Below are 25,398 nucleotides of genomic sequence, written 5' to 3'. Positions count from 1 at the left end.
TTTTTAGCGCGAAACTCTTCCTATGACGTTCGCCGCATTGTGCCCGGCGAGGCGCCAAACTCGCGCAACATGGCTGCAGCGAAGGCACTTTGCGAGCGGTACCCCACGCGTGCGGCGATCTCACCAACGGGCAGCGGCGTCTCGCGCAGTAGGGTCAATGCCATTTGCAGGCGCTGGTTGCGCACGTAATCCATGGGGGTCTGCCCGCATTCGACCATGAAGCGCGCGTGCAAACGCGTAACCGACAGGCAGGCAATCCGTGCCAGATCCGCGACATGCAGCGGGTGAGCGGCGTGGCGTTCGATATGCGCGTTGAACGCGGCATAAGGTAGGCGCCGCCCCGGTGGTGGCATCGCCTGCGGATGATTGAGGCTGGCGAGCAGCAGCAACGCGCCTTGCTGGGCGATCACTGGATCATGTATCGGGCTGCCAGCCAGCCATTGCACTAACTGGTGCTGTCGCGAATCCAGCGCCAGTCGGGCCGGCCGGTCGAGCAGGCGGCGACTGGCATCGGCGTGGTCACCCAATGTTTGCAACAGCCAATGCTCGGTTGGCACATCCAGCACCAGGCAGCGGCTACCCTCGCGGCTGCCGCAGGCGTGGTGAGCGGCAAAGGGCAGGATCATCACGCTGCTTTCCTGCACTTGGTTACCGCAGCCATCCACTTCGAAATCCAGGCGCCCGGACAGGCCGAACACTAATTGTGCATGGTCATGGCTATGGGCGATGGGGGCATCGGTGTACTGGCGAAGCGTAAGACTGGGGCTCATTGCGCTCTCCTGGGCGGCAAGTCCCCAGTCTACATCGCTTAAGGGCGGCCAAGCGTTGTCATCAGACTGAAGCACAGCTGTCATGGGCTATTCACTGCCAGGGCGCAAGCTCGCGAAAACAGCGTCGAGGGACACCCATGACCCGTGCCGAATTCGCCAAGCCCAGCCGCAAGCAACGGGTGCGTACCCTGTGGATTTCCGACGTGCATCTGGGCACTCGGGATTGCCAGGCTGAGCACTTGTCGCACTTTCTCAAGGGCTACCACGCCGACAAGGTGTATCTGGTCGGCGACATTATCGATGGCTGGAAAATGCGTGGCGGCATGTATTGGCCGCAAGCCCACACCAACGTCATTCGCCGCCTGCTGACCATGGCCAAACGCGGCACCGAGGTGATCTACGTCACCGGCAACCATGACGAGTTTCTAAGACGCTATTCCAAGCTGATCCTGGGCAATATCCAACTGGTGGACGAGGCCGTGCACGTGACCGCCGACGGTCGCCATCTGCTGGTGATCCATGGCGATCAGTTCGATGTGATCACCCGTTATCACCGCTGGCTCGCCTTCCTGGGCGACTCGGCCTACGAATTCACCCTCACCCTGAACCGCTGGCTCAATCACTGGCGAGCGCGCTATGGCTATGGTTATTGGTCGCTGTCGGCGTACTTGAAACACAAGGTGAAAACCGCCGTGAGTTTTATCAGCGATTTCGAAGAGGCCATCGCCCACGAAGTGACCAAGCGTGAGCTGCACGGGGTGGTGTGCGGGCATATTCACCATGCCGAAATCCGCAAGGTGGGGGAGGTGGATTACCTCAATTGCGGCGATTGGGTGGAGTCGTGCACGGCGTTGATCGAGCACTGGGATGGGCATATCGAGTTGTATCGGCTGGCGGATGCCCAGGCCAAAGAGGCGCTGCTCAAAGCCGAAATGGTTGCAGGCTAGAGGTCAACTCAATCCAAATGTGGGAGGGGGCAAGCCCTAATGCCATTCAGTCAAACGTACACCGCCCTCTGTAGGAGCGAGCTTGCTCGCGAAAAATGTCAACGATAACGCGTGCTTCCTGAATGAACGCGGTGCCTGTGAGTTTTTCGCGAGCAAGCTCGCTCCTACAAAAAGCCTTAACCCCTCCCACATTTAGTTCCCGGTTTATTCAGTTGGAGACGTCGGCGATGGCCTGGGCCAGCAGCGTCAAGCGCGTGGCGTCCACCCCCGCCACGTTGGCCCGTCCCGTACTGACCATATACACACTGTGCTTTTCACGCAGTTGCTGGACCTGTTCGGCACTCAACCCGGTATAGGAAAACATCCCACGCTGCGTCCCGATATGCGCATACCGCTCGGCCAAGCCGTGGGGCGCCAGCGCGTCCACCAGCCCGGCGCGCAACTGGGCGATGCGCGAACGCATGGCCTCCACTTCATCGCTCCACTGCTGTTTCAGCGCGGCATCGCCTAGGATGGTCGCGACCACGGCGGCACCATGGTCCGGCGGTGTCGACCACAAATTGCGCGCGATATTGGCCAGTTGACTGCGCACATCTACGAGCTTTTGCGCATCGGCCGCACACACGATCAAGGCGCCAACGCGGTCGCGGTACAAGCCAAAGTTCTTCGAGCACGAACTGGTGATCAACACTTCCGGCAGTTCGGCGGCGAACAAGCGCACCGCCCAGGCGTCCTGCTCCAGGCCGTCGCCAAAGCCTTGGTAGGCAAAATCGATCAGCGGCAGCAATTGGCGCTCCCGCACAATCTGCAGCACTTGGCGCCAGTCATCCTGGGACAGGTCGAAGCCGGTCGGGTTATGGCAGCAGGCGTGCAGCAAGACCACGTCGCCCTCGGGCACGCTGGACAGGGTGGCAAGCATCGCCTCCACATCCAGGCGATTGTCGCTGCCCACATAAGGGTAGTGACTGACCTTCAGCCCGGCTTTGGCGAAAATGGTTTCATGGATCGGCCAGGTCGGGTCGCTCAGCCACACGCCACGGCCGGGCAGGTTGTGGGCGATAAAGTCGGCGCTCAGGCGCAGGGCCCCGGTGCCGCCTGGCGTCTGGGTGGCGCCGGCACGCTGTTCACGCAGCAGCGCCGAATCGGCGCCAAGCACCAGTTGGCTGATCAGTGCGCCGAACGCTGCATCGCCGTGACCGCCGATGTAGGTCTTGGTGGTTTGCCTATCGACTAGGCGTTGCTCGGCGAGTTTTACCGAGTGCGGAATCGGCGTCAGGCCTTGGTCGTCCTTGTAGACGCCCACGCCCAGGTCGAATTTGTTCGGGTTGGCATCCTGGGCATACAGGTCCATCAGCCCGAGGATCGGGTCGCCCGGCACGCGGCCAATCGCGTCGAAATGCATTACTTGCGGCCCTCGGCGCTGTTGGCCACTTCATCGGTGCGCGCGGCCATGATGAAGTCGTTGCGGTGAAGGCCCTTGATGGAGTGGCTCCACCAGGTCACGGTGACTTTGCCCCATTCGGTGAGCAGGCCAGGGTGATGGCCTTCGGCTTCGGAGATTTCACCCACGGCATTGGTGAAGGCCAGGGCGAACTTGAAGTTCTTGAACAGGAAAATTTTTTCCAATTGCATCACGCCGTCGCGCACTTCGATGTTCCAGTCCGGGATCTGTTTGATCAGCACCGGCAGTTCTTCATCGCTGACTTGTGGGGCGTCGGCGCGGCAGGCTTCGCAATGGGCTTGGTTCAAGGTGGTCATGTGGGGTGTCCTGAATTCGAATGATTGAAGATCAGTGGGCGTTACCCTAAAGCAACGCGCGGCCAGGGAACAGACTCACCTAGCCTCGAAATGTAAGTGTCACGCGGCTTTGGGCTTTGGTGGAAACTTCGGCGCATGCAGGCCCAACTGCATACCGCGCTCGACCATGCCCATGATGTCTTCCTGCGCCACGTCGAACAGGCGCTTGAGCTCGGGCAGCACGAAGTACAGCGGCTGCAGGATGTCGATGCGATACGGCGTGCGCATCGCCTCCAGCGGGTCGAAGGCCTGGTGTTCAGGCTCGTCCGACAGGCAATACACGCTTTCCTTGGGCGATGACAGAATACCGCCACCGTAGATGCGCCGGCCTTCTGGGGTATCCACCAAGCCAAACTCGATGGTCATCCAATACAGGCGCGCCAGGTACACCCGTTGCTCCTTGGTGGCCGCGAGGCCGAGCTTGCCGTAGGTGTGGGTGAATTCGGCGAACCAGGGGTTGGTCAGCAGCGGGCAATGACCAAAGATCTCGTGGAAAATATCCGGCTCTTGCAGGTAGTCCAGTTCCTCACGGGTACGAATGAAGGTCGCCACCGGAAACTGCTTGCTGGCGAGCAATTCGAAGAAGGTCTGGAAGGGGATCAGCGCCGGCACGCGGGCGACTTGCCAGCCGGTGGTGTCGGCCAGCACTTTGTTGATCTCGCCCAACTGTGGGATGCGATCCAGGGGCAGGCCAAGCTTGTCGATGCCGTCCAGGTATTCCTGGCAGGCACGGCCCTCGATCACTTTCAACTGGCGTGTGATCAGGGTGTTCCACACCGCGTGTTCTTCCGGCGGGTAGTGGATAAAACCTTGCGCATCGGGCTCGCGGGCCACGTAGTGCGTCTGCTTCATACGGCTCTCCTGCTAGGCATTCGTTCTTGTTATGTCCTGCTGTGTGTCTATTGATAACCCGCACAGCGCAGGTTTTCAGCGGCTTCAAAGGCCCTTGAGTAGGAAAAATTACCGAATTTTGTAAACTATTCGTTACGGATGCGGCGCTCGTCGTTGTCTTGGGCTGGGAAAAGCGCCAGACCTGTCACATAATCTTGACGACTATCTGCGCCCAGCGGCAAAAAGACGCGGCGCCTACCCACTTTTCGGGCCTTTTCATGCGTATCAAAGTGCATTGCCAGAACCGCATCGGCATCCTGCGGGACATCCTCAACCTGTTGGTGGAGTACGGCGTGAACGTCGCCAAGGGCGAGGTCGGCGGCGAGCATGGCAATGCCATCTACCTGTTCTGCCCAAACCTGGTGAACATGCAGTTCCAGGCGCTGCGCCCGCAGTTTGAGGCGATCGCCGGCGTATTCGGCGTGAAAAGGGTAGGGCTGATGCCCAGCGAGCGTCGGCACATGGAACTCAATGCGCTGCTGGGCGCCCTGGAGTTTCCGGTGCTGTCCATCGACATGGGCGGCTCCATCGTTGCGGCCAACCGTGCGGCGGCGCAGTTGCTCGGGGTGCGGGTGGATGAAGTGCCGGGCATTCCCCTGTCGCGCTACGCCGAAGACTTCGATTTGCCGGAACTGGTGCGCGCCAGCAAGTCGCGGATCAACGGGCTGCGGGTCAAGGTCAAGGGCGATGTGTTCCTGGCGGATATCGCGCCGCTGCAATCCTCCGAACACGATGACAGCGAAGCCATGGCCGGCGCGGTGTTGACCCTGCACCGCGCCGACCGGGTGGGCGAGCGTATCTACAACGTGCGCAAGCAGGAACTGCGCGGCTTCGACAGCATCTTCCAGAGTTCCAAGGTGATGGCCGCCGTGGTGCGCGAAGCCCGGCGCATGGCGCCGCTGGATGCACCTCTATTAATAGAAGGCGAAACCGGAACCGGCAAGGAACTGCTGGCCCGTGCCTGTCACCTCGCCAGCCCGCGCGGCCAGTCGCCATTGATGGCGCTCAACTGTGCGGGCTTGCCTGAGTCGATGGCCGAGACCGAGCTGTTTGGCTACGGCCCCGGCGCGTTCGAAGGCGCACGGGCCGAAGGCAAGCTCGGGCTGCTGGAACTGACCGCGGGCGGCACGTTGTTTCTCGATGGGGTGGGGGAAATGAGTGCACGCCTGCAGGTAAAACTGCTGCGCTTTCTGCAGGACGGGTGCTTTCGTCGCGTGGGCAGCGATGAAGAGATGTACCTCGACGTGCGGGTGATCTGCGCGACCCAGGTCGACTTGTCCGAACTGTGCGCCCGTGGCGAATTTCGCCAGGACCTGTATCACCGCTTGAACGTACTGTCGCTGCATATCCCGCCCTTGCGCGAATGCCTGGACGGCCTCGGGCCATTGGTCGAGCACTTCCTCGATCAAGCCAGTCGGCAGATCGGTTGCCCACTGCCCAAATTGGCGCCTGCCGCGATGGACAAGCTCAGCCACTATCACTGGCCGGGCAATGTGCGGCAGTTGGAAAACGTGCTGTTCCAGGCGGTTTCGCTGTGCGAGGGCGGGACGGTCAAGCTTGAGCATATTCGCTTGCCGGATTATGGCGTGCGCCAGCCGCTTGGTGATTTCTCGCTGGAAGGCGGGTTGGACGCCATCGTCGGGCGGTTTGAAAAGGCCGTGCTCGAAGCGCTGTATGCCGAGCATCCGAGCAGTCGGCAGCTGGGCAAGCGCCTGGACGTATCCCACACCACCATCGCCAACAAACTGCGCGATTACGAAATCCTCAAGGCCGGCAAGTAACAACTGGCACAACTTGGTCCAAAAATGTGGGAGGGGGCTTGCTCCCGATAGCGGTGTGTCAGCCACAGATTGATGAACTGACCCACCGCCATCGGGAGCAAGCCCCCTCCCACATTGGATTTGTGTCGTCTACAAGGCCGAGGCTTGCCGTGAGCGGCAGTAGTCCGCCGTTTTTTCGACTCTCATCCACGCTCTAAATCTTGCCGCATACCCGCAAACCCCCGTCCCGCCTGCGCTTTAGCCAGTTTTGAAAAGTTGGTTCGCAAATTGCTTAAGCCTCATCAGTACAGCGGTGGACGGCAAGCGTCCGTCAGAAAGAGGATAGAGCGTGGACAAGTACCTTTACGTGGCAATGACCGGCGCCAGCCAGAATGCTCTGGCGCAGAAGGCCCATGCCAACAATCTGGCGAACATTTCCACCAACGGTTTCCAGCGCGACCTGGAGCAGGCGCGGTCGATGCCGGTGTTCGGTGACAGCTTTCCGGCGCGGGCTTTTGCCCTGACCGAACGGCCGGCCACCGACTTCACGCCCGGCGCGATGATCGAAACCGGACGTGACCTGGACGTGGCCGTCAGCGGCGACGGCTGGATGGCCGTGCAAACCCCGGATGGCAGCGAAGCCTACGTGCGCAGCGCCAGCATGAACGTGGATGCGCTCGGTGTGCTGCGGGCCGGCAACGGTATGCCGATCATGGGCAACGGCGGCCCGATTGCCGTGCCGCCCCAGCAGAAAATCGAAGTGGGCGCCGACGGCACCATCAGCATCCGCGCCATGGGCGAAGGCCCGCGGGTGATGGCCGAAGTGGACCGTATCAAGCTGGTCCAGCCCGACCTCAAGAACATGAACAAAGGCTTGGACGGCACCATCCACACCAAGGATGGCCAGCCGGCCCAGGCCGACGCGAACGTCAAGCTGACCTCGGGCTTCCTGCAGGCGAGCAACGTCAATGCGGTTGAGGAAATGACCGCGGTACTGGCGCTCTCCAAGCAGTTCGAGCTGCACATCAAGATGATGAACACCGCCAAAGAAGATGACCAGGCCATGACCCGCGTCTTGCAGATGAGCTAACAGCCTTGATTGGCTTTTAAATAAACAGCGCAGCACGGCGCCAACAAACAGGCGCACGAAGGAGAACAGCATGCTTCCGGCTCTATGGGTTGCCAAGACAGGCCTGTCCGCCCAGGACACTAACCTGACCACCATTTCCAACAACCTGGCGAACGTGTCGACCACGGGTTTCAAACGTGATCGCGCCGAATTCCAGGACTTGCTCTATCAGATCAAGCGCCAGCCAGGCGCCCAGTCGACCCAGGACAGCGAACTGCCGTCGGGCCTGCAACTGGGTACCGGTGTGCAGATCGTCGGCACCCAGAAAAACTTCAGCGCCGGTAACCTGCAACAGACCGGCCAGCCGCTGGACATGGCGATCAATGGCCGTGGCTTCTTCCAGATCCTGCAACCGGATGGCACTACGTCCTACACCCGTGACGGTACCTTCCACTTAGACTCCAACGGCCAGATCGTGACCGCCAATGGTTTTGCCCTGGAGCCAGCCGTGGTGGTCCCGGCAGACGCCAAGACCTTCACCGTCGGCAACGACGGCACCGTGTCCATCACCGTGGCCGGCAACCCTGCGTCGCAAGTGATCGGCAACCTGCAAACCGCCGACTTCATCAACCCGGCCGGCCTGCAGGCCATGGGCAACAACCTGTTCCTCGAAACCGCTTCCAGCGGCGCGCCGCAAATCGGCACCCCTGGCCTGAACGGTTTCGGCACCACGCTGCAAAGCACCCTGGAAACCTCCAACGTCAGCACGGTTGAGGAGATGGTCAACATGATCACCACCCAGCGCGCCTACGAGATGAACTCCAAGGTGATTTCCACCGCCGACCAGATGCTTTCGTTCGTAACGCAGAATCTGTAATCAGTCTATGGGGCGCCCTTGAAAGCGCCTGCAACACCGTGAGGTTAGGGTCATGAATCGCATTGTTTCTGTTCTGGCATTGAGTGGGATCGCCGTGCTTGCGGGCTGTGTCGCCCCGTCGCCGAAACCCAATGACCCGTACTACGCGCCGGTGTTGCCGCGCACGCCGTTGCCGGCGGCGGCTAACAATGGCTCGATCTATCAGGCCGGTTTCGAGCAGAACCTGTACAGCGACCGCAAGGCATTCCGGGTCGGTGACATCATCACCATCACCCTGAACGAGAAGACCCAGGCCAGCAAGAACGCCAACTCGCAGATCGGCAAGACCAGCAAGACCGGTATCGGCCTGACGTCGCTGTTCGGCGGCGGCCTGACCACCAATAACCCATTGGGTGACGGCGACCTGAGCCTCAGTGCCGGCTACAGCGGCGACCGCGCTACCAACGGCAAGAGCGCGGCGGGGCAGGGCAACAGCCTGACCGGCTCGATCACCGTGACCGTGGCCGACGTGTTGCCCAACGGCATCATCGCCGTACGCGGTGAAAAGTGGATGACCCTCAATACCGGCGACGAGTTGGTGCGCATTGCCGGCATGGTGCGTGCCGATGATATTTCCACCGACAACACCGTGCCGTCGACGCGGATTGCCGATGCACGGATTACCTACTCGGGTACAGGTTCGTTTGCTGATGCAAGCCAGCCGGGCTGGTTCGACCGTTTCTTCCTTAGCCCGCTGTTCCCTTTCTAGGTGGCCATTTTGAACTTCAAGCAGTTGATGGCGGCGGTCGTGTTGCTGTGCCTGAGCGCTGTCGCCCAGGCTGAACGCCTGAAAGACATCGCCAGCATTTCCGGCGTGCGCAGTAACCAGTTGATCGGTTATGGCCTGGTGGTGGGGCTCAATGGCACGGGTGACCAGACCACCCAGACCCCGTTCACCCTGCAAACCTTCAACAACATGCTGTCGCAGTTCGGCATCAAGGTACCGCCAGGCTCGGGCAACGTGCAGCTGAAGAACGTCGCGGCGGTGTCGATCAGTGCCGATTTGCCGGCGTTCGCCAAGCCGGGGCAGGTGGTGGATATCACCGTGTCGTCCATGGGTAACTCCAAGAGCCTGCGTGGCGGTACGTTGCTGATGACGCCGCTCAAAGGTATCGACGGCAACGTCTACGCCATCGCCCAGGGCAACCTGGTGGTGGGCGGGTTCGACGCCGAGGGCCGCGACGGTTCGAAGATCACCGTCAACGTACCGTCGGCCGGGCGCATTCCCGGTGGCGCTACGGTTGAACGCACCGTGCCGAGTGGTTTCAACCAGGGCAACAGCCTGACCCTGAACCTCAACCGGTCCGACTTCACCACCGCCAAGCGCGTGGTCGACAAGATCAACGACATGCTCGGCCCAGGCGTCGCCCAGGCCATCGATGGCGGTTCGGTGCGTGTGACCGCGCCCTTGGACCCCAGCCAGCGCGTGGACTACCTGTCGATCCTGGAAAACCTGGAGGTCGACCCCGGCCAGGCGGTGGCCAAAGTCATCATCAACTCGCGCACCGGTACCATCGTGATCGGCCAGAACGTCAAGGTCTCGCCGGCGGCGGTGACTCACGGCAGCCTGACTGTGACCATTACCGAAGACCCGATTGTCAGCCAGCCTGGGCCACTGTCCAACGGCCAGACGGCGGTCGTCCCGCGTTCGCGGGTCAATGCCCAGCAGGAAGCCAAGCCGATGTTCAAGTTCGGCCCCGGTACCACCCTGGACGAGATCGTCCGCGCGGTGAACCAGGTGGGCGCAGCCCCTGGCGACTTGATGGCGATCCTCGAAGCCCTGAAACAGGCCGGCGCTTTGCAAGCCGACCTGATCGTGATCTGAGGCCATGGTCATGGATATGCGCAAGAGCGGGATCAGCAGCACGGCGGACTCGGGGTCTTACTCCGACCTGAACCGGCTTAACCAGCTCAAGGTCGGTGCCGACAAGAACAGCGACGGCAACATGCGCAAAGTCGCGCAGGAGTTCGAGTCGTTGTTCTTGAGCGAGATGCTCAAGTCCATGCGCTCGGCCACCGAGGCCCTGGGCAAGGACAACCCGATGAACACCCCGGCGGCCAAGCAGTACCAGGAAATGTACGACCAGCAATTGGCAGTGTCGATGTCCCGCGAAGGCGGTGGTATCGGCCTGGCCGACGTGCTGATGCGCCAGATGCAGAAGAACAAACCGGTGGACGCCCAGGCGGCCACCTTGCAGGGCCCGGCAGCCGATGCCCCGGCGAAAAAAGCCGACGTGCCGACGGAAATCGCCGCCGGCACCCAGGCGCAAGGCCCGTTGGGTCGCTCCAACGGCCAGCGCCCGTTGTGGGCCTACCGCGTGGCGGTGCCCGAGGGCGCCAGTGCGCATGCCAACGATATGGAGCTGATGAACCAGCGCCGTATCGCCTTGCCAAGCAAGCTGACCGACCGCCTGCTCGCCGGCATCGTGCCGAGCACGCCGGTCGCTGCGCAAACCACCAGCGCGCCACTGCGCAACAGTGCCGCCGACGACAACGTGGTCAACAGCACCGCCCGCAGCGTTGCCGTGCCGAGCGGCAAGATGCAGGTCTACGGCCGCGCCATCGCCCAGCCACCGCTGGCACCGGCGAAAAAAGCCTTCAGCTCGCAGGATGAATTCGTCGCCACCATGCTGCCGATGGCCAAGGCCGCCGCCGCGCGTATCGGTATCGATCCGAAGTACCTGGTGGCCCAGGCCGCCCTGGAAACCGGTTGGGGCAAATCAGTGATGCGCGCCGAGGACGGCAGCAGCAGCCACAACCTGTTCGGCATCAAGGCCGGCCAGAGCTGGCAGGGCGGCCAGGCGCGTGCGATCACCAGCGAGTTTCGCGACGGCGCGATGGTCAAGGAGACGGCGCAGTTCCGTTCCTACAGCTCCTATCAGGACAGCTTCCATGACCTCGTGACCCTGCTGCAAAGCAATGATCGCTATAAAGAAGTTGTGAAATCAGCCGATAACCCGGAACAGTTTGTACGCGAGTTGCAAAAGGCCGGTTATGCAACCGATCCAGCCTATGCCAGCAAGATTTCGCAGATCGCCAAAAACATGAACAGTTACCAGAACTACGCTGCCGCTGGCGCAACCACACATTTATAAGGTCTGAACCATGAGTTTGCTCAGTATCGGGATGTCAGGGCTCAATGCCGCTCAAGGATCGTTGTCGGTCTTGAGTAATAACATCGCCAACGCCAACACCTCGGGTTATTCGCGTCAGCAGACCACGCAGAATGCCAATGCCAACAACCCTTACGGCGGCGTGTACATCGGCAGCGGCACGACCCTGGCCGATGTGCGCCGGGTGTATAACGAATTCCTCGACGCGGCCTACCAGAACAGCACGGCGCTCAACAACGACGCCAAGGCCTATTCCAGCCAGGCCAGCGCCATCGACAAGACCCTGTCGGACAAGACCACCGGCATGTCTTCGGTACTCAGCGCGTTCTTCGCCGCTGTGCAGACCTCGGCGGCCAACCCCAGCGATGTGTCTGCCCGGCAAGTGCTGCTGACCAGCGCCCAGACCCTGAGCAACCGTTTCAACTCGATCTCCAGCCAATTGAATGAGCAGAAAGAGTCGATCAACGGGCAGTTGGTGACCATGAGCGATCAGGTCAACCAGTTGACCTCCTCGATTGCTTCCCTCAACAAGCAGATCACTCTGGCCCAAGGCTCCAGCAACAGCGCCCCGGCCAACCTGCTGGATGCGCGTAACGAGGCAGTGCGTTCGCTCAATGAACTGGTCGGCGTGACCACCAGTGAAAAGAACGGCGTGTTCAGCGTCAGCACCGGCACCGGCCAATCCCTGGTATTGGGCGATCAGTCCAACACGATTTCGGCGGTATCGAGCAGCAACGATCCAAGCCAGTACACCATCCAGCTCAATGCCGGCGGCGGTACGGCGATCGACCTGGGCAACGTGCTCAGTGGCGGCAGCATTGGCGGTTTGTTGCGTTATCGCAGCGACGCCCTGATGCCGGCCATCAATGACTTGGGGCGCATCGCCCTGGCGACCGCCGATACGGTCAACAGCCAACTGGGCCAGGGCCTGGATCTGAACGGTGACTTCGGTGCGTCGCTGTTCAAGGACATCAACAGCGCGGCCGCGATTGCCCAGCGCAGTCAGGGCTCGATGGGCAACAGCAGTGGCTCCGGCAACTTGAAGGTGAGCATCAGCGACACCAGCAAGCTGTCGACCTACGACTATAAAGTCACCTTTACCAGCGGCAACAACTACACCGTGGTGCGTTCCGACGGCAAAGCCATGGGCGCGTTCGACACCACTACCACGCCGCCACCGGTGATCGACGGCTTCACGCTGGCCCTGGATGGCAAGGGGCCGATTGCGGCGGGCGACAGTTTCAAAGTCAGCCCAACGGCCACGGGCGCGGCGACCATCGGCACCGCGTTGACCGACGCCAATAAAATCGCGTTCGCCGGGCCATTGCTGGGCGAGGGCAGCAAGACCAATCAGGGCACCGGCACCTTTACCCCGCCGACCCTGACCCTGCCGATCGATATTCATGGTGGTGCCGACACCGCGCAATTGCGTACCGGCATTGAACATTCGATGCCGGTAAAGATGGTGTTCGGCAAACCTGCGGCTGATGGCACCCAGGGCTACACGCTCAACGATGCCCAGGGTAACTCGATCGGCACCGGCACCATCGTGCCGGGCCAGGGTAACAAGATCACCGTCGACGTACCGATGCGCGATGCCAACGGCACGCTGCTGGTGCCAGCCAAGAGCTTCAAGTTCGACACCACCGTCGCCGGTTCGCCAGCCGATGGCGACAGCACTACGTTTTCCTTCAACGCCTCGGGCAAATCGGATAACCGTAACGCCCAGGCCCTGCTCGACCTGCAGACCAAAACCACGATCGGCCTGTCCGATGGCAGTGGCGGCGGCTTGAGCCTGGTGGCGGCCAACAGCCGCCTGGTCTCGACCGTGGGCGCCAAGGCCGCTTCGGCCAATACCGACACCACCGCCACCGGCGCCTTGCTCAAGGCCAACCAGGACGCGCGCAACTCGGTGTCCCAGGTCAACCTGGATGAAGAGGCGGGCGACATGATCAAGTTCCAGCAGTACTACACCGCGTCGTCGCAGATCATCAAGGCTGCGCAAGAAACCTTCAGCACGCTGATCAATAGTCTTTAAGGGAGTCTGGGACGATGCGTATTTCTACCGCTCAATATTTCGAAACCAGTTCCGCCAAGTATTCGGATAACTACTCCAGCGTGGTGAAAGCGCAGGAGCAGGCCTCTACGGGTGTGCGTGTGCAAACCGCTTCCGATGACCCGATCGCGGCGGCGCGTTTGCTGATGCTGCAACAACAGAAAGACATGCTCAGCCAGTTCAACGGCAACATCACCAGCCTGAAAAACTCCCTGACCAACGAAGAAAGCGTGCTGGGTTCCATCAATGATGCGCTGCAAAAAGCCAGCGAGCTCGCCCTGCGCGCCGGCGGCTCGCTCAGCGATGCGGATCGCAAGTCGATTGCCGGTGAGATCGGTGCCATCGAGGACCAAGTATTGGGCTTGCTCAACAGCAAGGACTCGTCGGGTAATTATCTGTTTTCCGGCTCAAGGACTTCGACCCCTCCCTACAGTCGCAACAGCGATGGCACTTACAATTACCAGGGTGATGAAACGCCCCTGAGCCTGCAGGTTTCCGACACGCTCAAAGTCAACGCCGGTGATACCGGAAAGAGCATCATGGGTGGCGCCATCAACTCGGGTCGCACCCAGGCGACGTGGATTCCGCCTGCCGTGGTACCGCCGGCGACTGCGCCGGTGCCGAACGACAACAAAGTGGCGTTATCGGCTGGCCTGGTGACGTCGGAAACCGACTACACCAATAAATTCGCGGACGGCCAGCCTTACCAGCTGACGTTCACCAGCAGCACGCAGTTCAAGGTGTCCGACCGAAACGGCAACGACATCACCTCCGAAATTGCGGGCAATGGCAGTTTCGACGCCAGCAAGGAGGAGGGCGCCACGGTGAGCGTGCGCGGAGTGAATTTCGATATCACCCTTAACCTCAAGGATGTCGCCACCGGGCCGAGTTCCGATGCGCTGGTCAAGGACCGTTCGTTCAGTCTGGCGGCCAAGCCGGACAGCTTCAGTGTCTCGCGTACGCCCAGCAACGCCTCTGCCGCGCAATTGACCAATGCCACCGTGAGTAACCAGGCGGCCTATGTCAGCACGTTCCCGGCCAACAATGGGGCGGTGATCAAATTCACCAGCGCCACTGCTTATGAAGTGTATGCCCAGCCCTATACCGCCGACAGCAAGACGATTGCCACGGGTGATACGGGCGGCGGCACGACAGTCACCGCTGCCGGGGTAAGCTTTGATGTCAGCGGCACGCCGCAGGCTGGTGATCAATTCGCGGTCTCGGCCAGCACCCAGAAGACCCAGAACGCGTTGGATACCTTGAGCCAGTTGCGCCAGGCCCTGGAGCAACCGGCCGACGGCAACCCGGCGGCGATGCTCAAGCTTCGGGACGTGCTGGATGCATCCATCAGTAACTTTTCCAACACCCGCACCCAGATCGACGGTGTGCGAGGCTCTATTGGTGCACGGCAGAATGCGCTGGATATACAGACCAGCGAAAACACCAGCATCGGCCTGGCCAACACCAGTACCATGAGCGATCTTGGCAATATCGACACGGCACAAGCGGCGATCAACCTGACGTTGCAGCAGACCATGCTGCAAGCTTCGCAGTTGGCTTTCGTGAAAGTCTCTCAGTTGAGCTTGTTCAACAAGATGTAAGCGCGCAACAGAGCAGCCCGACGGCCCAGCCTGGAAACAGGCTGGGCCGTTGTCGTTCATAGGCTTAATTGTTTGAAGGTTTTGCATAAACCACACAAAATTGAGTGACCTGCGAGTCATAAAGCGCATCTTCACTGTATCGTGTGAAAAGGATAAGTCGCCTTGCTGTGGTTATTGCGCGGCTTTCAGCGAAATTTTTATGGGGTTATCCCCTTTATTGTCAGCACTTCGGGCGCAGTCCCTGGGGTGTTCTCCAGCTATTTAGTATTGGGAAGCCACAATGATTGGCATAAAAAGCATCGCCAGTTACGTGCCGGCGGACGGTATCGATAACTACGCCCAGGGTGCCAAATTCGCCAAGGATGAAGAATTCATCATTGGCAAGATCGGTTCGGCGTTCCTGCCGCGCAAGGAAGCCGCGCAGGAAACCTCCGATCTGTGTGTCGAGGCGGTCAACGCTTTGTTTGCCAACAACCCGGACTTGAAGCGCGAGTCCATCGACGCCGTCATTGTGGTCACGCAGAACGGCGATGAAGAAGGGCTGCCCCACACCGCAGCCATCGTTCAGGACAAACTGGGCCTGCCAACCCACGTGGCCGCCTTCGATATTTCCCTGGGCTGTTCCGGTTACGTGTACGGCATCTACGCGATGAAGGGCTTCATGGAAGCCACCGGCCTGAAAAACGGCCTGCTGATCACCGCCGACCCGTATTCGAAGATCGTCGACCCGGAAGACCGCAACACCACCATGCTCTTCGGCGACGCCGCCACCGCCACCTGGATGGGCGAAGACGCGCCGTGGTTGCTGGGCAAATCCAAGTTCGGCACCGACGGTTCCGGTGCGCCGCACCTTAAGGTCAGCGATGGCGTGTTCTTCATGAACGGCCGCCAGGTGTTCAACTTCGCCTTGCTCAAGGTGCCGGCGCATTTGCACGAGCTGCTCGACGAGTCGGACCTCAAGGCCGATGACATCGATGCGTTCTGCATTCACCAGGGCAGTGCGGCGATTGTCGACGCCGTGGCGCGCCGTTTTGAAGATGCGCCGGTGGACAAGTTCATCAAGGACATGGTCGAGACCGGCAATACCGTGTCGTCGAGCATTCCGTTGCTGCTGGAAAAGCACGTGATGGACGCCACCTGGAAGCGCGTGGCGATCAGTGGGTTTGGCGTGGGCCTGTCCTGGGGCTCGGCGATTCTGTATCGCTCCTGACCCTTTAAGAGCGCATAGCAAAACGCCGATGATCGAAAGATCATCGGCGTTTTTTATTTGGCGCCAGAAAAACCAATAAACCCTGGGTTTTCGGTAGTGCTAACCCCTTGAAATGCAAGGGCTGGCACAGGGCTAGTAAAAAAAATCAAAAAAACCCTCAAGCAACCGGCTACCACGACGATAACTATTACGTAGGTTCTCAGGCCACACCCGGCGGTTGCCAGGGCCGGAAGCCGCAGTATCCATCCATCGAGGATTTCGTCATGGCTTTAACAGTAAACACCAACATTGCTTCCATCACTACCCAGAACGGCCTTGGCAAAGCGGCCAACTCGCTGCAAACCTCCATGCAGCGTCTGTCCACTGGTCTGAGCATCAACAGCGCTAAAGACAACGCCTCGGGCCTGCAGATCTCCAACCGTCTGACCAGCCAAATCAACGGCCTGGGCCAAGCTGTAAAGAACGCCAACGATGGTATCTCCATCGCGCAAACCGCTGAAGGCGCAATGCAGGCTTCGACCGACATTCTGCAAAAGATGCGTACCCTGGCTCTGTCCTCGGCTACCGGCTCCCTGAGCGACGCTGACCGTACTTCCAACCAGGAAGAATACCAGGCGCTGACTTCGGAACTGACCCGTATCTCGCAAACCACTACCTTCGGTGGCCAGAAACTGCTCGACGGTTCGTACGGCACCAAAGCCATCCAGGTTGGCGCCAATGCCAACGAAACCATCAACCTGTCCCTGGACAACGTTGCTGCTAACAACATCGGCTCGCAGCAGATCAAGAGCGTCGGCGTTGCACCTAGCACCACAGGTGTTGCCGGTGGCGATATCGGTATCACCGGTAACGGCCAGACCGCTACTGTTACCGTAGCAGCAGGCGCATCGGCGAAAACCATCGCCAGCCAACTGAACGGCGCTGTAGGTGGCCTGAGCGCTTCCGCCAGCACTGAAGCTCAATTCAGCGTGGGTGCTGCCGCCAAGACCGCGCCTGCTACCTTCACCATGACTGTTGGCGGCCAAGCCACCACTTTCACCGGTGTAACCGATACCGCCAGCCTGGCTGACCAACTGAAATCCAACTCTGCAAAACTGGGTATCAGCGTCAACTATGACGAATCCAAAGGCACTTTGTCGGTCAAGTCCGACTCCGGTGAGAACCTGAACTTCAGCGCCTCCACTGACGCCGGTTCGATCACTGTTGCTACCAAAGACGGTAAAGGTGCCTTCGGTACCGGCGTCGCTCTGGCCGACGGCCTGATCGCTACCGGTGCAGTGAACCTGGATTCGTCCAAAGGCTACGCGCTGAACGGTGCTGGTGTGACCGGTCTGTTCGCCGCAGCAGGTACTGCCGCAGCTTCGGCCAAGACCACTGTTGCACAGACCGACGTAAGCAGCGCTTTCAACGCACAGGCTGCTATCGCGGTACTGGACAAGGCTATCGGCGGCATCGATAGCACTCGTTCGGGCCTGGGTGCTGTTCAGAACCGTCTGACCACTACTGTAGACAACCTGACCAACATTCAGAAAAACTCCACCGCTGCACGCTCCACCGTTCAAGACACCGACTTCGCTGCTGAAACAGCTGAGTTGACCAAGCAACAAACCTTGCAGTCGGCTGCTACCGCGATCCTGTCGCAGGCCAACCAACTGCCATCCGCTGTACTGAAGCTGCTTCAGTAATAACGGCGCTTGGTAACTGACGGAAGGGCGCGTTTACGTGCCCTTTCGTCTTTTCGGTTGTAGAGGAGATTGGACATGGACATGAGTGTAAAGCTGGCCTCGTCTTATCCACCGGTAGCCCCTCAAGGCCCGGCCACCGCGGTGGTTGCGGACAAAGACAAAACCAAGGTCGAGGCGATCGTGCCGGCCGCCGGTGAGCCGAAACGGGCTGACCTGGAAAAAGCAGTCACCGATATTCGAGAATTCGTACAAGCGGCCCAGCGCAAACTGGATTTTTCCATTGATGATTCCACCCATCGGGTCGTGGTCAAGGTCATCGCCACTGAAAGTGGTGAAGTGATCCGCCAGATTCCGTCGGAAACGGCCTTGAAGCTGGCACAAAATCTGGCCACCGCCAGTCATGTGCTGTTCGATGAAAAGGTCTGAACTGGCATGAAACTTGTTGCGCTGTTTTCTTGAAGTGCGGTTCGTCAAGAAAACGCCAGCAGCCGTATTAGGAGAAAGACGATGGCGAGTACAACGGTAAACGGTGTGGGTTCTGGCATCGACATCCAGGGCATCGTAAAAGCTTTGGTCGACGCCGATCGGGCGCCGAAGCAGACCCAGATCAATACCCAGTCACAGAAAGCGACTACCCAGCTGTCGTCGATCGGCAAAATCCAGTCGGCGCTGGACGCTTTCCGTGGCGCCATCAAAAGCATGACCGACGACAACAGCTTCAGTGGCCTGACCGGCACTTCGTCAAATGAAAAGGTCGCGACCATGACCACCGCCCAGGGCGCTGCCAACGGCAGCTTCAACCTGGTGGTCAATAAACTCGCTCAGCCTTCCAAACTGTCCACGGTCACCCTGGCTGGCGGCGCTTCGACAGTGGTCAACAAGGGCGATACCGCAACCACCCTGACCATCTCCCAGTCGGGTAAAAAGTTTGATCTGAGCGTGCCGCCGGGCGCAACCCTGCAGCAGGTGCGTGACTCGATCAACACCCAGTTCGGCACCGTCGGGCTTAGTGCCAACATCGTTACCGACTCCACCGGCTCGCGCATGGTGTTGACTTCCACCACGGGTGGCGTCGGCTCGGACCTGACGTTGTCGGGCAACTCGGGTATTGATACCGGCTACAAAGTGATCGATACGCCGCAGAACGCCGAGTACACCATCGATAACGTGCCCTATACGTCCAAGACCAACAACATCACGGACGCGGTGAGCGGGGTCAGCATCAAGCTGCTGTCGGTTTCACCGCCCGTGGATACGAAGGACCCGGACGGGCCGAAGGCAACCACGACGATTTCCGTGACTACCAGCACCGCGGCGCTCAAGTCCGGGGTCAAGGGCTTTGTCGACAGCTATAACGCTTTGCTCAAGGCGATGAATGCCGAAACCAAGGTGACCAAGGACGCGGCGGGTAACTCGGTATCGGCGACCTTGACCGGTGACGCCAACATGCGCTCGCTGCAAAGCTCCTTGCGCGCCGAGTTCAACGCGTTGTCCGGGAATGGCACCATCAAGTCCCTGGCACAATTCGGTATCAGTACCGACTCCGGTACCGGTCTGTTGACCATGGACGACAAAACCTTCGACAAGATTGCGCTGACCAACTCGGCAGATATCAGCAGTATGTTCAGCGGCAAGACCGGGTTGCTGGCACGCATGACCAATGCCACTGAAGGTTATGCCAAAGCGACCACCGGTATCTTCGCGACGCGCACGACCGCTCTATCCGACAGTCTCAAGACCTTGAGCAAGGACCAGGCGGAACTGGACGTGCATGTGGCGGATCTGCAAGCCAGCCTGACACGCAAATACGCGGCGATGGATTCGCTGGTCGCCCAGTTGCGCCAGCAAAGTAACAACATCATGGGCACGCTCAACGCGCTGAACAACCAGAAAAACAATTGATTGAATGCATGAAAAAAGCCCGGGTCATCTGACCCGGGCTTTGTTTTTTACAGGACCATCGGGGTTAAAGTTTCTAGCAGCCCAGTCGACATAATGGTTACTGAAATCCTTTTCGCTGTCGCCTGTCACGAGGTAGAACCATGAATCCCATGCGAGCCCTTCGCCAATACCAGAAGGTTAATTCCCATGCCCAGATCTCCGAGGCGAGCCCGCATCGCCTGGTGCAGATGCTGATGGAAGGCGGTCTGGACCGCATGGCCCAGGCCAAAGGGGCGCTGGCGCGTGGCGACATCGCTGCCAAGGGCCTGATGCTCGGCAAGGCGATTGATATCGTGATCGGCCTGCGTGACGGCCTGGATGCAGAAAAGAGTGATAACCCGGCCTACGTTCAGCAGTTGGAAAGTTTGTATGCATATATGACTAACCGCTTGATGGAAGCGAACCTGCATAACGACGCCGACATGATCGACGAAGTGGCTCGTTTGCTGATCACCGTAAAAGAAGGCTGGGACGCCATTGCGGCGCAACAGGCAGTAGCAGAATAAGGCCTGAAGCCTTAAGGAGCACGTCATGAGCCACGCACTGCAACGCATTGATGAAACCCGTGAAGCCCTGGTCGACGCACTGGCTGCGCGCAACTGGGACGCCATTGGCGAGTTGGACCTGGGGTGTCGCAACGTGATCGATAACGTGCTCAGCGAAGCGCCGGTGGACGAGAATGCGTTGCGGGAGAAGCTGGAGGCACTGTTGGCGGTGTACCAGCAGTTACTTGAGGTGACGACCGGCGAGCGCCAGGCGATATTCGAAGAGATGTCGCAGATCAACCAAGCGAAAAATGCGTCAAAGGTTTACCATCTGTTCGGCTGATAGGGGCGCGGTTGGTCCGAACGGCGCGTCATATATTTGACTGTGCCAGCATTTTTGACTTAACTAGTGCTGTTTTCAGATTTCAGACGTCTAGTAGAAGATAAGTCTTACAGACGTCTTGATTGCCTTCATTCCGGGGCAGGAAGTTTTACTAGGGAAGTTGCTATTGCATGTGGCGTGAAACCAAAATTCTGCTGATCGATGACGATAGCGTTCGCCGCCGCGATTTAGCGGTGATTTTAAATTTTCTCGGTGAAGAAAATTTACCCTGCGGTAGCCATGACTGGCAGCAGGCGGTCAGCTCGTTGGCGTCGAGCCGTGAAGTCATTTGTGTGCTGATCGGGACGGTAAACGCTCCTGGCGCTGTTTTGGGCTTGTTAAAGACACTGTCAACCTGGGATGAGTTCCTTCCCGTGTTGCTGATGGGCGATATTTCTTCCGTGGACCTGCCGGAAGACCAGCGCCGCCGGGTACTTTCCACCCTGGAAATGCCCCCCAGCTACAGCAAGTTGCTCGACTCCCTGCACCGCGCCCAGGTCTATCGCGAGATGTACGACCAGGCCCGCGAGCGCGGCCGTCACCGTGAACCCAACCTGTTTCGCAGTCTCGTCGGCACCAGCCGGGCGATCCAGCACGTGCGCCAGATGATGCAGCAAGTGGCCGACACCGACGCCAGCGTGCTGATCCTGGGCGAGTCGGGCACCGGCAAGGAAGTGGTCGCGCGCAACCTGCATTACCATTCCAAGCGTCGCGACGGGCCGTTCGTGCCGGTCAACTGCGGGGCGATCCCGGCAGAGCTGCTGGAAAGCGAATTGTTCGGCCACGAGAAGGGCGCCTTTACCGGCGCGATCACCAGCCGTGCCGGGCGCTTCGAACTGGCCAATGGCGGCACGCTGTTTCTCGACGAAATCGGCGATATGCCGTTGCCAATGCAGGTAAAGCTGCTGCGCGTGTTGCAGGAGCGCACCTTCGAGCGCGTGGGCAGCAACAAGACCCAGAGCGTGGATGTGCGCATCATTGCCGCGACCCACAAGAACCTCGAAAGCATGATCGAGGTCGGCAGCTTCCGCGAAGACTTGTATTACCGCCTCAACGTATTCCCAATCGAGATGGCGCCGCTGCGTGAGCGTGTGGAAGACATCCCGTTGTTGATGAACGAGTTGATCTCGCGCATGGAGCACGAAAAACGCGGCTCCATTCGCTTCAACTCCGCCGCGATTATGTCGCTGTGCCGCCACGGCTGGCCGGGCAACGTCCGCGAGCTGGCCAACCTGGTGGAGCGCATGGCGATCATGCACCCCTACGGTGTGATCGGCGTGGTCGAGTTGCCGAAGAAATTCCGCTACGTCGACGATGAAGACGAGCAGTTGGTCGACAGCCTGCGCAGTGACATGGAAGAGCGCGTGGCGATCAACGGCCATGCGCCGGACTTCGGTGCCACAGCCATGCTGCCGCCGGAAGGCCTTGATCTGAAGGACTACCTCGGCAACCTGGAACAAGGCCTGATCCAACAGGCCCTGGACGACGCCAATGGCATCGTCGCGCGCGCCGCCGAGCGCCTGCGTATCCGTCGCACCACTCTGGTGGAAAAGATGCGCAAGTACGGTATGAGCCGCAAAGAGGGCGATGAACAGGCGGATGATTGACGCCTGTTTTTCAACCGGTTGATTCTTAGATAGTTTTTTTTCGGCACGGGTATTGCTACAGCCCTCGCAACGTTCCGTTTAACTGACGGTCAGCCAAGCGAGAGAGCATGATGCCCCACGCCGCCCAACTATCTCCGGCCCCTGCCATCCAGGGGCTGGTTTCGCCTGTAGAGCCGCCGACCCGCCAGGGTCTTGAACAGGCGTTCTCGCAGTTCAACCAGATGTCGAGCCAGCTGACCGATTCCTACAGTCTGCTTGAAGCCCGGGTGTCCGAGCTTAAAGGCGAACTCGCGGTGGTCAGCGCCCAGCGCATGCAGGAACTGGCCGAAAAAGAGCGCCTGGCCAACCGCCTGCAGAATCTGCTTTCGCTGTTGCCCGGTGGCGTGATCGTCATTGATGACCAGGGCCGTGTGCGCGAAGCCAACCCGGCGGCCTGCGACTTGCTCGGCCTGCCGCTGGAAGGCGAGCTTTGGCGCCACGTCATCACCCGCTGCTTCGCGCCGCGTGAGGATGACGGCCACGAAGTGTCCCTTAAAGACGGGCGCCGCCTGTCCATCGCCACCCGCTCCCTGGATGCTGAACCGGGCCAGTTGGTGCTGCTCAACGATTTGACAGAAACCCGTCACCTGCAAGACCAACTGGCACGGCATGAGCGGTTGTCGTCGTTGGGGCGGATGGTCGCGTCCCTCGCGCATCAGATCCGCACGCCGTTGTCGGCGGCGTTGATCTACGCCAGTCATTTGACTGATGAGCAGTTGCCGGCGGCCACCCACCAGCGCTTTGCCGGGCGTCTCAAGGAGCGCCTGCACGAGTTGGAACATCAGGTGCGCGACATGCTGGTGTTTGCCCGTGGCGAATTGCCGTTGACCGACCGCCTGACCCCGGCCGGTTTGATGCAGGCCCTGCAAGCGGCGGCGGCCACGCATATCCAGGGCGCGAGCCTGCGCTGGCAGTGCGACAGCCATCACGGCGAGTTGCTGTGCAACCGCGACACCCTGGTCGGCGCGCTGCTCAACCTGATCGAAAACGCCACCCAGGCCAGCGGCCCCGGGGCTCGCCTCAAGGTGCACCTGTATCGCCGCGAGCAAACTCTGCGCCTGTGCATCAGCGACAGCGGCAGCGGTATAGCGCCGGCCGTGCTGCAGCGCCTGGGCGAACCTTTTTTCACCACCAAGACCAACGGCACCGGCCTGGGCCTGACCGTGGTCAAGGCAGTGGCCCGTGCGCATCAGGGAGAATTGCAGTTGCGCTCCCGGTTGGGGCGCGGCACCTGTGCATTGATGACCTTGCCGCTGTTTTCCAGCGCGGCGAGCGCGGAGTAAAGGGATCATGGCTATCAAGGTTCTATTGGTTGAAGACGATCGCGCCCTGCGTGAAGCATTGGCTGACACGCTGCTGTTGGCGGGCCATGACTACCGCGCGGTCGGCTCTGCCGAGGAGGCCTTGGAAGCGGTGCAGCAGGAGGCGTTCAGCCTGGTGGTCAGCGATGTGAACATGCCCGGCATGGACGGCCACCAACTGCTCGGCCTGCTGCGCGCGCGCCAGCCGCAATTGCCGGTGCTGCTGATGACCGCCCATGGCGCCGTGGAGCGGGCCGTGGACGCCATGCGCCAGGGGGCGGCGGATTACCTGGTCAAACCGTTCGAACCCAAGGCCTTGATCGAACTGGTCGCCCGGCATGCCCTGGGCGTCATCTCGACGGGGGCCGGCGAAGGCCCGATTGCCTTCGAACCGGCCAGCGCGCAACTGCTGGAACTGGCGGCCCGTGTGGCGCGCAGCGATTCCACGGTGTTGATCTCCGGCGAGTCCGGCACCGGCAAGGAAGTATTGGCGCGCTATATCCACCAACAATCCAGTCGCGCCCAGCAACCGTTTATCGCGATCAACTGCGCGGCGATCCCGGACAACATGCTCGAAGCCACCCTGTTCGGCCATGAGAAGGGCTCGTTCACCGGGGCTATCGCGGCCCAGGCCGGCAAGTTCGAGCAGGCCGACGGCGGCACCATTCTGCTCGACGAAATCTCGGAAATGCCCCTGGGTCTGCAAGCCAAGTTGTTGCGCGTGTTGCAGGAGCGCGAAGTCGAGCGGGTGGGCGCACGCAAGCCGATCCAGCTGGACATCCGCGTGGTCGCTACCACCAACCGCGACCTGGCGGGCGAAGTGGCGGCGGGGCGCTTTCGCGAAGACTTGTTCTATCGCCTGTCGGTGTTCCCGCTGGCCTGGCGCCCGTTGCGCGAACGCCCGGCCGATATCATTCCTCTGGCCGAGCGCCTGCTGAACAACCACGTCAAAAAAATGAAACACGCCCAGGCGCGGCTGTCGGCCGAGGCCCAGGCCTGCCTGGTCGCTTACCCCTGGCCGGGTAATGTGCGCGAACTGGACAATGCGATCCAGCGCGCGCTGATCCTGCAGCAGGGCGGCTTGATCCAGCCCCAGGATTTCTGCCTGGCCATGGGCAATGGCGTGGCGCCGTTGCCGAGCCTGGCGCCGGCACCGGTGCTTGCCGAAGCCGAATCGGCCGGCGCCCTGGGCGATGACCTGCGCCGCCGCGAATTCCAGATGATCATCGACACCCTGCGCGCCGAGCGCGGCCGCCGCAAAGAAGCGGCCGAGCGCCTCGGCATCAGCCCGCGCACCTTGCGCTACAAGCTGGCGCAAATGCGCGACGCGGGCATGGATGTGGAAGCGTATCTTTTCGCCACCTGAGCAAAGCCTAGGCTGACAAGCTTTGTCGGCTTTTCTTACGAGTCGCAACGAAGCTGGCACCCTTGTTGCACCTCCCCTGGTAACCGCTGCGTAGTGTCAAAAAATTGCGGGTCGTCGGAGAGAGAAGGTCATGAGCCAGGGTATTGAGTTCAATCGGTTGATGTTGGATATGCGCTCCATGCAAATGGATGCCATGGCTCAACCGAAGTCTGTCGCGCCAGCGCCGGAATTGGGCCAAAGCAGTTTTGCCGACATGCTCGGTCAGGCAATCAATAAAGTCAGTGATACCCAGCAGGCGTCCAGCCAGTTGGCGACCGCGTTCGAGATCGGTAAAAGCGGCGTGGACCTGACCGATGTGATGGTCGCCTCGCAAAAGGCCAGTGTTTCCTTCCAGGCCTTGACCCAAGTGCGTAACAAGTTGGTTCAGGCTTACCAAGACATCATGCAGATGCCGGTTTAAGG

Annotated in this window: 23 protein-coding genes; 19 read left to right on the top strand and 4 right to left on the bottom strand. The window is 60.3% G+C overall.

All coding sequences use genetic code 11. The features are described from left to right. Nucleotides 1-20: 20 nt before the first annotated feature. Nucleotides 21-770, bottom strand: coding sequence for an AraC family transcriptional regulator (locus tag C4J88_RS18990; RefSeq protein ID WP_124407830.1), 750 nt, complete (start codon nt 768-770; stop codon nt 21-23). A gap of 137 nt (nt 771-907) precedes the next feature. Between C4J88_RS18990 and C4J88_RS18985 the strand changes: the two genes are divergently transcribed. Further along, on the top strand, nt 908-1,717 hold the full coding sequence (locus tag C4J88_RS18985; protein WP_124404870.1) for a UDP-2,3-diacylglucosamine diphosphatase: 810 nt from the start codon (nt 908-910) through the stop codon (nt 1,715-1,717). Between the two features lie 208 nt (nt 1,718-1,925). Here C4J88_RS18985 and C4J88_RS18980 read toward each other — a convergent pair whose 3' ends face one another. The 3 genes from C4J88_RS18980 to phhA all read right to left on the bottom strand — a co-directional run bounded on the left by C4J88_RS18980 (nt 1,926) and on the right by phhA (nt 4,366). Continuing rightward, nucleotides 1,926-3,119, bottom strand: coding sequence for an amino acid aminotransferase (locus tag C4J88_RS18980; RefSeq protein ID WP_124407829.1), 1,194 nt, complete (start codon nt 3,117-3,119; stop codon nt 1,926-1,928). Then, nucleotides 3,119-3,475, bottom strand: a complete 357-nt coding sequence (locus tag C4J88_RS18975; protein WP_124407828.1) for a 4a-hydroxytetrahydrobiopterin dehydratase — start codon at nt 3,473-3,475, stop codon at nt 3,119-3,121. The genes C4J88_RS18980 and C4J88_RS18975 overlap by 1 nt, the downstream gene beginning before the upstream one ends. A gap of 99 nt (nt 3,476-3,574) precedes the next feature. Next, nucleotides 3,575-4,366, bottom strand: a complete 792-nt coding sequence (gene phhA / locus C4J88_RS18970) for a phenylalanine 4-monooxygenase (RefSeq protein ID WP_124371427.1) — start codon at nt 4,364-4,366, stop codon at nt 3,575-3,577. Between the two features lie 257 nt (nt 4,367-4,623). Here phhA and C4J88_RS18965 point away from each other — a divergent pair, with 257 nt between their 5' ends. From C4J88_RS18965 to fliE, 18 genes are all read left to right on the top strand, one after another. Then, nucleotides 4,624-6,186 carry a sigma-54-dependent transcriptional regulator gene (locus C4J88_RS18965; protein WP_124407827.1) on the top strand — a complete coding sequence of 521 codons (1,563 nt, stop codon included), beginning with the start codon at nt 4,624-4,626 and terminating at the stop codon, nt 6,184-6,186. Between the two features lie 328 nt (nt 6,187-6,514). After that, the gene (locus tag C4J88_RS18960) at nt 6,515-7,255 is read left to right on the top strand and encodes a flagellar basal body rod protein FlgF (RefSeq protein ID WP_124363796.1); all 741 of its coding nucleotides are present in this window, start codon (nt 6,515-6,517) and stop codon (nt 7,253-7,255) included. A 70-nt stretch (nt 7,256-7,325) separates the two neighbouring features. Further along, nucleotides 7,326-8,111: a flagellar basal-body rod protein FlgG gene (flgG, locus tag C4J88_RS18955; RefSeq protein WP_057721328.1), complete on the top strand. Its 786-nt coding sequence runs from the start codon at nt 7,326-7,328 to the stop codon at nt 8,109-8,111. 52 nt (nt 8,112-8,163) lie between these two features. Next, a complete protein-coding gene (gene flgH, locus C4J88_RS18950) occupies nt 8,164-8,859 on the top strand; it encodes a flagellar basal body L-ring protein FlgH (protein WP_124363795.1) in 696 nt (231 codons plus the stop codon). A 6-nt stretch (nt 8,860-8,865) separates the two neighbouring features. Then, nucleotides 8,866-9,975 (top strand): flagellar basal body P-ring protein FlgI, encoded by a 1,110-nt coding sequence (locus C4J88_RS18945; protein ID WP_372237507.1) that lies wholly within the window; start codon nt 8,866-8,868, stop codon nt 9,973-9,975. A gap of 4 nt (nt 9,976-9,979) precedes the next feature. After that, nucleotides 9,980-11,245 carry a flagellar assembly peptidoglycan hydrolase FlgJ gene (gene flgJ, locus C4J88_RS18940; RefSeq protein WP_124407826.1) on the top strand — a complete coding sequence of 422 codons (1,266 nt, stop codon included), beginning with the start codon at nt 9,980-9,982 and terminating at the stop codon, nt 11,243-11,245. A 10-nt stretch (nt 11,246-11,255) separates the two neighbouring features. Beyond that, nucleotides 11,256-13,301: a flagellar hook-associated protein FlgK gene (flgK, locus tag C4J88_RS18935; protein WP_124407825.1), complete on the top strand. Its 2,046-nt coding sequence runs from the start codon at nt 11,256-11,258 to the stop codon at nt 13,299-13,301. 14 nt (nt 13,302-13,315) lie between these two features. Further along, complete coding sequence (locus tag C4J88_RS18930) at nt 13,316-14,920, top strand: flagellar hook-associated protein 3 (RefSeq protein WP_124407824.1); 1,605 nt, start codon at nt 13,316-13,318, stop codon at nt 14,918-14,920. A 280-nt stretch (nt 14,921-15,200) separates the two neighbouring features. Continuing rightward, nucleotides 15,201-16,130 carry a ketoacyl-ACP synthase III gene (locus tag C4J88_RS18925; protein WP_124407823.1) on the top strand — a complete coding sequence of 310 codons (930 nt, stop codon included), beginning with the start codon at nt 15,201-15,203 and terminating at the stop codon, nt 16,128-16,130. Between the two features lie 263 nt (nt 16,131-16,393). After that, a complete protein-coding gene (locus C4J88_RS18920; protein ID WP_124367853.1) occupies nt 16,394-17,815 on the top strand; it encodes a flagellin in 1,422 nt (473 codons plus the stop codon). Nucleotides 17,816-17,890: 75 nt separating this feature from the next. Beyond that, nucleotides 17,891-18,241 carry a flagellar protein FlaG gene (locus C4J88_RS18915; protein ID WP_124404862.1) on the top strand — a complete coding sequence of 117 codons (351 nt, stop codon included), beginning with the start codon at nt 17,891-17,893 and terminating at the stop codon, nt 18,239-18,241. 81 nt (nt 18,242-18,322) lie between these two features. Beyond that, entirely contained in the window at nt 18,323-19,717 is a 1,395-nt protein-coding gene (gene fliD / locus C4J88_RS18910) for a flagellar filament capping protein FliD (protein ID WP_124407822.1), read from the top strand. A gap of 140 nt (nt 19,718-19,857) precedes the next feature. After that, entirely contained in the window at nt 19,858-20,262 is a 405-nt protein-coding gene (fliS, locus tag C4J88_RS18905) for a flagellar export chaperone FliS (RefSeq protein ID WP_124367850.1), read from the top strand. A 25-nt stretch (nt 20,263-20,287) separates the two neighbouring features. Beyond that, on the top strand, nt 20,288-20,584 hold the full coding sequence (gene fliT / locus C4J88_RS18900) for a flagellar protein FliT (protein WP_124367849.1): 297 nt from the start codon (nt 20,288-20,290) through the stop codon (nt 20,582-20,584). 170 nt (nt 20,585-20,754) lie between these two features. Next, entirely contained in the window at nt 20,755-22,230 is a 1,476-nt protein-coding gene (locus tag C4J88_RS18895; RefSeq protein ID WP_124363784.1) for a sigma-54 dependent transcriptional regulator, read from the top strand. Nucleotides 22,231-22,340: 110 nt separating this feature from the next. Then, a complete protein-coding gene (locus C4J88_RS18890) occupies nt 22,341-23,552 on the top strand; it encodes a PAS domain-containing sensor histidine kinase (RefSeq protein WP_124365190.1) in 1,212 nt (403 codons plus the stop codon). Nucleotides 23,553-23,559: 7 nt separating this feature from the next. Next, entirely contained in the window at nt 23,560-24,936 is a 1,377-nt protein-coding gene (locus C4J88_RS18885; RefSeq protein ID WP_124407821.1) for a sigma-54 dependent transcriptional regulator, read from the top strand. Nucleotides 24,937-25,066: 130 nt separating this feature from the next. Next, a complete protein-coding gene (gene fliE / locus C4J88_RS18880; protein WP_017134937.1) occupies nt 25,067-25,396 on the top strand; it encodes a flagellar hook-basal body complex protein FliE in 330 nt (109 codons plus the stop codon). The last annotated feature ends 2 nt before the right edge of the window (nt 25,397-25,398 follow it).

Source organism: Pseudomonas sp. R4-39-08 (assembly GCF_003852275.1).
Lineage (GTDB): Bacteria > Pseudomonadota > Gammaproteobacteria > Pseudomonadales > Pseudomonadaceae > Aquipseudomonas.
This window is presented reverse-complemented; position numbering and strand designations above follow the sequence as displayed.